This window comes from Candidatus Poribacteria bacterium (assembly GCA_021295715.1).
Taxonomy (GTDB): Bacteria; Poribacteria; WGA-4E; order WGA-4E; family WGA-3G; genus WGA-3G.
On the sequence record JAGWBV010000054.1, the window covers coordinates 20,116 to 28,059 of the forward strand.

Sequence of the window (7,944 nt, forward strand, 5' to 3'; positions counted from 1 at the left end):
TGATGCTTTTTGTAGGAGGCGGTAGACTTTTTGCACAAGAACGTTTTTAAATTTAAAACACCAATGCTTTTTGCTTAAATTGACCCTTATGTAACCTTTATGCAGTGTATCTACAGGATCTGCTTATCTGCCATGCCCCCAAAAAACAGCATCCGCCAATCACCATCTGCCATATTCCGACAAGATACCACGGCTTTGGATAGAAAAAAATATATGATGGCACCGGTGTTCGTTCATAGAGAAGCGGGTTTCTAAAGATGTCAAACCCCTCAAAGATACAGCACACAACAATCAAAGGGTTCAGGTGTAAGACTGGCGGAATGAAAGGTTGAAGATCATCCACATATCGTTGTAAGGGGTTGAGCAGAAACGCGCCACCAATCAAAACACACCATAACAGGATGGCAAACTCCGTGCTGAAGAGGACATCTCGAAAAACCTGAAGACCCCATATCCCGACCGCCGCTGCCGATAGACTATAAATCCCCAGTATAACGAACATCTGCAATGCCTTCGCGAAGGGGATACGCGTAACGAACAGAGCCACCCCTGTCGATAAAAACACCCAACAGAACACGGGTATCTGACTTATCAGAAGCAGTCTTAACAGCCGTTGTCCAGACGAGACAGGAGCGAGGGCACACTGTGCGTCAAAACTGGTATTTAGGAAGTCGCCACGAAGCGTGCGGGCAGCGAGATAAGGTGCCACCAAAAGCACAACCAACATCTGCGCCATGAACAAACACTCTATCGGTAATCCAAGTTTTGCCTGAATCAACACGCTATAGATAAGCCAGAGCAAAAAACTCGCGATGATAAACCAAGTTATAAGTGTTCGCAGGAAGTGGTTTCGATCGCCCAGAGTGGTATTCATACATCGATCATTCACTTTGCGTCCGACTACGAAGCCGTAATACTGCTTCAGCGATAGAAATTAGGTTCGGGTTAATAACCAAAGCTTGCTTATACGCCTCAAGTGCCTCATCAATCTTGCCAAGTCTGACATAAACATGTCCCATGCCGGCAAACGCACCGAAGTGATCCGGGTTGAGGGAAATCGTCCGTTTGCAATCACGAATCGCTTTACTCCATTCCTCAAGCATAAAATAAGCGATTGCGCGTTGGTTATACCCCTCGGCGAAATTCGGATCCGTCTCAATTACAGAAGTGAAGCATTCAACGGCTTGTTGATACGACTCATTTTTAAGCAAGTTTTTACCGTTCTCAAGCATCGTGTCAACAGCGTCATCACCAGAATGAGACCAGATTTCCCACAAGGCGTATTCCGCATTGAAGCGGGTCCCACGGTCCTTATTTTTCAGGGCATCTACCAACGCAGGAATCGCGTCCGAGCTACCAATTAACCGAAGCGCGAACCCTGCAGCGCGTCCAACTAATGGTTCTTTGCTATGAAGATAGGCAGCAAGATCGGTTTCTGAATAGTTATCACTCAGCAGTTGTTTGAGCCTCTCTTCGTCCGCCGAATTCTTGAATATCAGCTTCGCTAATTCGGAAAATCCATTGTTCATCTGCATGATCAGATCCCCGTGTGATACCGATTTAAAAAAAATTATATCAGATTCCCGTTGGAATAACAACCCCAAATCCCAGTCCACGCGGAAAAGTTTGCAATCCAAGCAGATATCTGCTATAATTTTTTGGTCAGACAGGCAGGGTAACCGAACAGCATACCATCAGATAGCGGAGCAAAATACAAAACGTGAAAAGGCGAAAAATCCTCATCCTCTGTATCGACGCGGGTAGCCACGATTACCTCGTCGCGAGCGACCTTCCTAACATCCATGAGTTGGCAAAATCCGGATTTTATGTCCATGCTAATGCCGTTATCCCCTCGGTCACGAATGTAAATAACGTCAGTATCGCAACCGGAACATTCCCAGAAACCCATGGTATCACAACGAATTACCATGTAGACAGGGCAACCGGTAAAGGGGAATTCATTGAGGACAATCGTTTTCTTCTCGCGCCGACACTCTTTGAGACCGCAAAAGCCTGCAAATTCGCAGACAAAACAGCACTCTTCGTGACAAAGAAAAAATTGCTTCGGATGCTCGAAGCAGGCACCGATATAGCGGTCGCCGCTGAATCGCCACCCTCTGATTACATCCACACAGTCGGTCGGGTTGAACCGATTTATTCCGCTGAAATCAATTGGTGGCTGCTCCGTGCCGTGCATGCGGTGCTGCGGACAGACAACCCAGACCTCGTTTACTGCTCAACAACGGATTGGGTTCAACACAAATATGCACCTGATGAGGACATCTCCCAACAGCACCTTGAGGAATTGGATAGAATTATCGGGAATATCGTTGATGATGAGCCGGAACGCGAAATCTATATCACAGCCGACCATGGGATGTTCGCGAAAACCACTGCGATTGACCCAGGGCGTGTCTTAACAGAGCATAGTATCCCTGCAAGTTCGATTCCCATTATTAAGGATCGCTACGTCGCGCATCACGGCAATTTAGGGGGTGCTGCCTATGTGTTCCTCAAGGATCACGCGGATATGACACAAGCGATTCAGGTACTTCTGAATACGTCCGGTATTGAAGAGGTCCATTCCGCAGAAGATGCGGCAGGCACGTTTCGTCTCCATCGTGAACGGATTGGGGACCTCTTTGTATTAGCAGACAAAACGACTGTTTTCGGTGAATTGGAAACGGCAGTAGAACCGACTGCGGTGCGTTCGCACGGGTCGCGCCATGAAAGTTATGTGCCGATCATTGGCTATAATAGTCCTTGGTCTGCGGCAGATTTTGAATATAATGTTGATGTCGGAAGACTCTTTTTAGAGAGTTTGCAGTAGTTGTCAGTTATCAGATATCAGCTAAGAGTGTTTTCAAGATGCTCCATCATCTCTGCAGTCCTTTTAGCGAACGACTGACAACCGATAAATGAATAACGATAAACGAATCACAAGGAGAAATTATGTTAACAGAAAAAGAGAAAACTGAAGGATGGATATCCCTATTCGATGGGAAAACACTGAACGGTTGGGGCGCCACTGGAAGTGCCGAAGGTTGGGTCATTGATGATGGCAGTATCCTCTGCACCGTTCAGGGCGGAAAATACCTCTATACCGAACAACACTACGATAACTTCGTCCTGGCACTTGACTTCAAAACTGAGTCGAAAGTCAACAGCGGAATCTTTGTCCGATGGGCAGATTTGGAAGACGCCGTTCAGAGCGGACTTGAAATACAAATTTTAGATACACACGGCAAGGAACCCACGGATAGCCACGACTGCGGGGCACTCTACGATGCCTTGGGACCAACACGAAATACCTGTAAACCCGCTGGAGAGTGGAATCAAATGAGCATCACCTGCGATGGAAGCATCATTGCTGTGACACTCAACGGCGAAGAAATTGTCCGTGCAGATTTGGACGAGTGGGACACGCCACACCAAAACCCAGACGGAAGTCGGAACAAATTCGGCATCGCGCTCAAAGATTTCCCGCGGAGTGGACATATTGGCATCCAAGACCACGGCGGAAAAATCTGGTGCAGAAACATCAAAGTCAAACCGCTATAGGAATCCAGTACCCCAAAAAAGGTCGCTACATAGTAGGACTTACGTATGTTTCTTATTGACATTTTGCTATAAATAGAAGTACAATGTTTATATGCCATATTATGACGAGATTGTGAAGCATTTGATGGATCGATTTCCCGATGCGTTCGCAGCGTTAGCCCTCGCGTCCATAGACGTTGAAGTTGAAGAAAAACTCACCACCGAGCAATCAACGATCAAGATGCATCACAGTGATATGACGTTTCGGGTCCGTCTTCTCGATGAGGAAGCCATCCTCCATATAGAGGTACAAACAGACGATAGCCGAGACAAACCGATGTCCTTACGGATGTTGGCGTATGCGAGTTTTCTGGGGCTCCAGTATGAGTTACCAGTGTATTCCACAGTGTTGTATCTGCGTCCCGGTGCAGGACGCACGGATATGGGGTATTACGAATATGGCAATGAGACACGGGGTGGCTTGTGGTTTCAGTATACCGTGATTCGGTTGGCGGAGTTAGAGGGCACCTCGTTTTTGGATACCGCATCTGTTGGCTTACTGCCTTTCACGCCGTTGATGCGTCCGCCTATGGGTATGACGAGTGAGGCGTGGGTTGAAAAATGTGTAGAGACCACTATCTCAGCACGCGTTGACGATCAGACGCGTGCGACGTTATTGTTTGCGTTATCTATTTTCGGGAGTTTAGCCCATAGTCCTGAACTCTTTCAGGCGTTTATATCGGAGGAAATCATGCGAGAGTCTCCTTTTTACGAAGTTGTGATCCAACGCGGTATTGAGCAAGGTATTGAGCAAGGTGCGCACCAGACCTCTATCCGTAACATTCTCGCTGTTCTTACGGCGCGGTTTCCACAACTCGATCCGCAGCCCGTTCAGCACGCTCTTGAAGCGATTCGGGATGAAGACCAACTGACGCAATTACTACAAACCGCAGCACTCACCCCCACTTTTGAAGCGTTCTTACAAGCACTTGATGCATAGGAGGACTCAGTCGGTATAATCATGGTGCAACACTGCATCCATCGGCATTATCCTGCCGATGAACACGTGTTCTTGAATTCTGAGTGTGTGGAATGTGGTTCACTTCCAGTTGGATCCCATTGCGTCTCAACACCTATTAGGCACTGTGGGAGGGTTCTCAATCCCGATAGGACAGCGAAATTCTATGGACACGCTGACAGAGGTTGTGATATACTATCTATACTATGCCAACGAATCTTGAAAACATACGGAATTTTTGCATTTTAGGGCACATCGACCACGGAAAAAGCACGCTGAGCGATAGACTCATCGAGCATACGAACACGCTCGCTGAACGGGATATGCGCGAACAGGTGCTGGATTTGATGGATTTAGAGCGTGAACGCGGTATTACGATTAAAGCAACTGCCGTCAAACTCCATTACCCCGCCGCAGACGGAAACCGCTACGAACTCAACCTCATCGATACACCCGGACATGTCGATTTCACGTACGAGGTCTCCCGTAGTCTCGCTGCGTGCGAAGGTGCTATTCTCATTGTTGATGCCGCGCAAGGGGTTGAAGCACAAACCTTAGCAAACGCGTATCTCGCGATTGACAATGACCTTGAGATCATCCCCATCGTGAATAAAATCGATCTACCCACTGCACAGCCGGACGAAGCCAGACGACAGATAGAAGAAGTCATCGGTATCCCTGCCGACGATGCACTTCTCGTTAGTGCGAAAATGGGTATCGGTATCCCAGCCATACTGGAAACAATTATCGACCGGATCCCCGCCCCTACAGGTGAACCTGAAGCCTCTTTAAAGGCACTCGTGCTTGACTCCGTCTATAATAACTATCGCGGGGTTATCATGTACACGCGAATCTTCGAGGGGAGTGTGAAACCCGGGGAAAAGATTCAACTCATGGAAACGAGACGCTCGTATGAGGTTGAGGAGGTAGGCATCTTTACACCAGAAATGCAACCCACCTCTGAACTCCGAACAGGTGCTGTTGGGTACCTCATTGCTGGCATCCGAGAGATCGACAAAGCGAAAATCGGGGATACAATCACGCACCATACAAAACCGACAGCAACACCACTTCCGGGTTATCGCGAGATGAAACCGCTTGTCTTCAGCGGTCTCTATCCAGCAGACACACATCAGTTTCATGCCCTGCGCGAGGCACTCGATAAACTACGCCTCAACGATTCCTCCTTTAATTTTGAACCTGAGACATCCGTTGCCCTCGGCTTCGGATTTCGGTGCGGTTTTCTCGGTTTACTTCACATGGAAATTATCCATGAACGCCTTGAACGGGAGTTCGGACTTGCCCTCGTCCGAACTGCACCAAGCGTGATGTACCGGGTCTACCTGAAAACGGGTGGATACGTGCCGGTGGACAACCCAGCACATCTCCCAGAACCAAATAACATCGAACGAATTGAAGAACCGTATGTCAATATTGATATTATTGTTCCGCGCGACTATATTGGAAATGCGATGGAACTTTGTCAGAAGCGTCGGGGTATATACAAGCGAATGAACCAATTGGATGCAAGTCGCGTGCAACTTCTGTATGAACTCCCGCTCAGCGAAATGCTCATGGACTTCTATCCGAAACTTAAATCACTGACCCGCGGTTACGGTTCATTAGAATATGACATTGGGGAATACAAAACCGAAAAACTCGTTAAATTAGATGTGCTACTCAACGGAAACCCTGTAGACGCGCTCTCAACGATCCTGCCACGAGACACTGCCGAAACGCGTGGCAAGGTATTAGTAGCTAAGCTGAAAGAACTCATTCCGCGTCAAATGTTTGAAGTCCCGGTTCAAGCCGCAATCGGTAACAAGATTGTCGCCCGTGAAACAGTGCGAGCCCTCCGAAAAAACGTTACTGCGAAATGCTACGGCGGTGATGTATCGCGAAAACGGAAGTTGTTGGAGAGACAGAAAGAGGGCAAAAAACGGCTCAAACAGATTGGTAACGTTGATGTTCCACAAGAAGCGTTCACCGCGATGTTGGCAACCGATGAATAGGAATAATAAAATATACAATCGCAAACAGTCAAATGCCTACCTACACTGGAGAAAGGAGGATGTCACTCTATCCGATGGCTTTTACAATGAAACGTAACACACAGAAGCACTGGCAATCTACCAAAGCCACACCAGCCAAACAGCAAAAATCACAAAAAATTGGGGTACACGAGTCCGCAAAATTCATCATTGTTTTACTAATCCTCAATTTTGGTCTCATCCGTCCTTTCATCGTTGAAGCGTATAGAATCCCATCCGGATCCATGGAGGACACACTCCTCGTTGGAGACCAAATTCTGGTAAACAAGTTCATCTACGGGGTCAAAATTCCCGGCACAGATATAAAAATTTTCGATTTTCACGAACCCGCGCGCGGTGATGTCGCTGTTTTTATCCCACACCACGACGAGCGACATTTTATCAAGCGCATCGTAGCCGTGGAAGGTGATACCGTTGAAACGCGTGACGATACGCTCTATGTAAATGGCGAAGTCGTCAAGTATGGACACTATACGAAACACATGAACTTCAGCCGTTTCAGAAGAGGCGATTTTCCACCTTTCCGTCAACCAGAGTATCTCCCAGAGAGCGATGCTTTTTCTGATTTTGCTCTAACCCCAAGTCAATTCAAGCGTAAGTTCCGTGATGGTAAACCGTTCACTGTCCCGAAAGGCATGGTGTTCGCAATGGGCGATAATCGTGATCAGAGTAGCGACAGCCGCTTCTGGGGACCTGTGGCTGTAGATAATATTAAAGGGCAAGCCTTCCTGATTACGTTTTCGTCCGCTAATCGTCCGGTGAAATTATGGGAAGTATGGAAGATGGTAGGCAATATTCGATTCAACCGAATCGGTAAACGCATCCTTTCAGAACCAGATTCGTTCGCTCAATAGACTGAAGCACACTTATTTTCTCTGGAGACCTGATACTCCAAAACAGTTAAACTTTATGCCCCATATCATCCCCGACACGCATTAAATACCGAGATAGAATAAGGAAAGGAAAACGCCTTTTACCGATGATGGCACCACAATATCGTCAATAACCCCCGACTTCAGTCGGGGGACCTGTGCGAAGCGTATACCAAACGTTCACTCCACAAGTTAAACTATTTTCCACAGTAAAATATCGCAATATCTTGGGCGTGGTCGCCTACTCTATGTATCGGATACTCCCCTCGTCTGATACCGCTTGGATATGCGATCTGGAAGGGGCAACACACAACCCGAAAGGGAGATTACAAACGATGTTTGTTCCAGTAAAGAGTAAGTCTGGCAAAAAACTTATGCCGACACACCCCACCAAAGCAGGTGTGCTTATCAAAAAAGGATTGGCAACACCTTACTGGTCTAACGGTATCTTTTGTATTCGGCT

At 47.4% G+C, this 7,944-nt stretch carries 7 protein-coding genes; 5 read left to right on the forward strand and 2 right to left on the reverse strand.

Annotated elements, in window-relative coordinates; all coding sequences use genetic code 11:
- Positions 1-97 precede the first annotated feature (97 nt).
- Both J4G07_14125 and J4G07_14130 read right to left on the reverse strand, forming a co-directional pair.
- Positions 98-874 (reverse strand): hypothetical protein, encoded by a 777-nt coding sequence (locus J4G07_14125; protein MCE2415132.1) that lies wholly within the window; start codon positions 872-874, stop codon positions 98-100.
- 7 nt (positions 875-881) lie between these two features.
- The gene (locus J4G07_14130; protein MCE2415133.1) at positions 882-1,535 is read right to left on the reverse strand and encodes a tetratricopeptide repeat protein; all 654 of its coding nucleotides are present in this window, start codon (positions 1,533-1,535) and stop codon (positions 882-884) included.
- A gap of 185 nt (positions 1,536-1,720) precedes the next feature.
- On the opposite strand from J4G07_14130, the gene J4G07_14135 reads away from it, so the two are divergent.
- The 5 genes from J4G07_14135 to lepB all read left to right on the forward strand — a co-directional run bounded on the left by J4G07_14135 (position 1,721) and on the right by lepB (position 7,463).
- Positions 1,721-2,830 carry an alkaline phosphatase family protein gene (locus J4G07_14135; protein ID MCE2415134.1) on the forward strand — a complete coding sequence of 370 codons (1,110 nt, stop codon included), beginning with the start codon at positions 1,721-1,723 and terminating at the stop codon, positions 2,828-2,830.
- Between the two features lie 122 nt (positions 2,831-2,952).
- Entirely contained in the window at positions 2,953-3,561 is a 609-nt protein-coding gene (locus tag J4G07_14140) for a DUF1080 domain-containing protein (protein ID MCE2415135.1), read from the forward strand.
- A 91-nt stretch (positions 3,562-3,652) separates the two neighbouring features.
- On the forward strand, positions 3,653-4,540 hold the full coding sequence (locus J4G07_14145; GenBank protein ID MCE2415136.1) for a hypothetical protein: 888 nt from the start codon (positions 3,653-3,655) through the stop codon (positions 4,538-4,540).
- Positions 4,541-4,764: 224 nt separating this feature from the next.
- Positions 4,765-6,570, forward strand: coding sequence for a translation elongation factor 4 (lepA, locus tag J4G07_14150; GenBank protein ID MCE2415137.1), 1,806 nt, complete (start codon positions 4,765-4,767; stop codon positions 6,568-6,570).
- 59 nt (positions 6,571-6,629) lie between these two features.
- Positions 6,630-7,463, forward strand: a complete 834-nt coding sequence (gene lepB / locus J4G07_14155; GenBank protein MCE2415138.1) for a signal peptidase I — start codon at positions 6,630-6,632, stop codon at positions 7,461-7,463.
- Positions 7,464-7,944 lie beyond the last annotated feature (481 nt).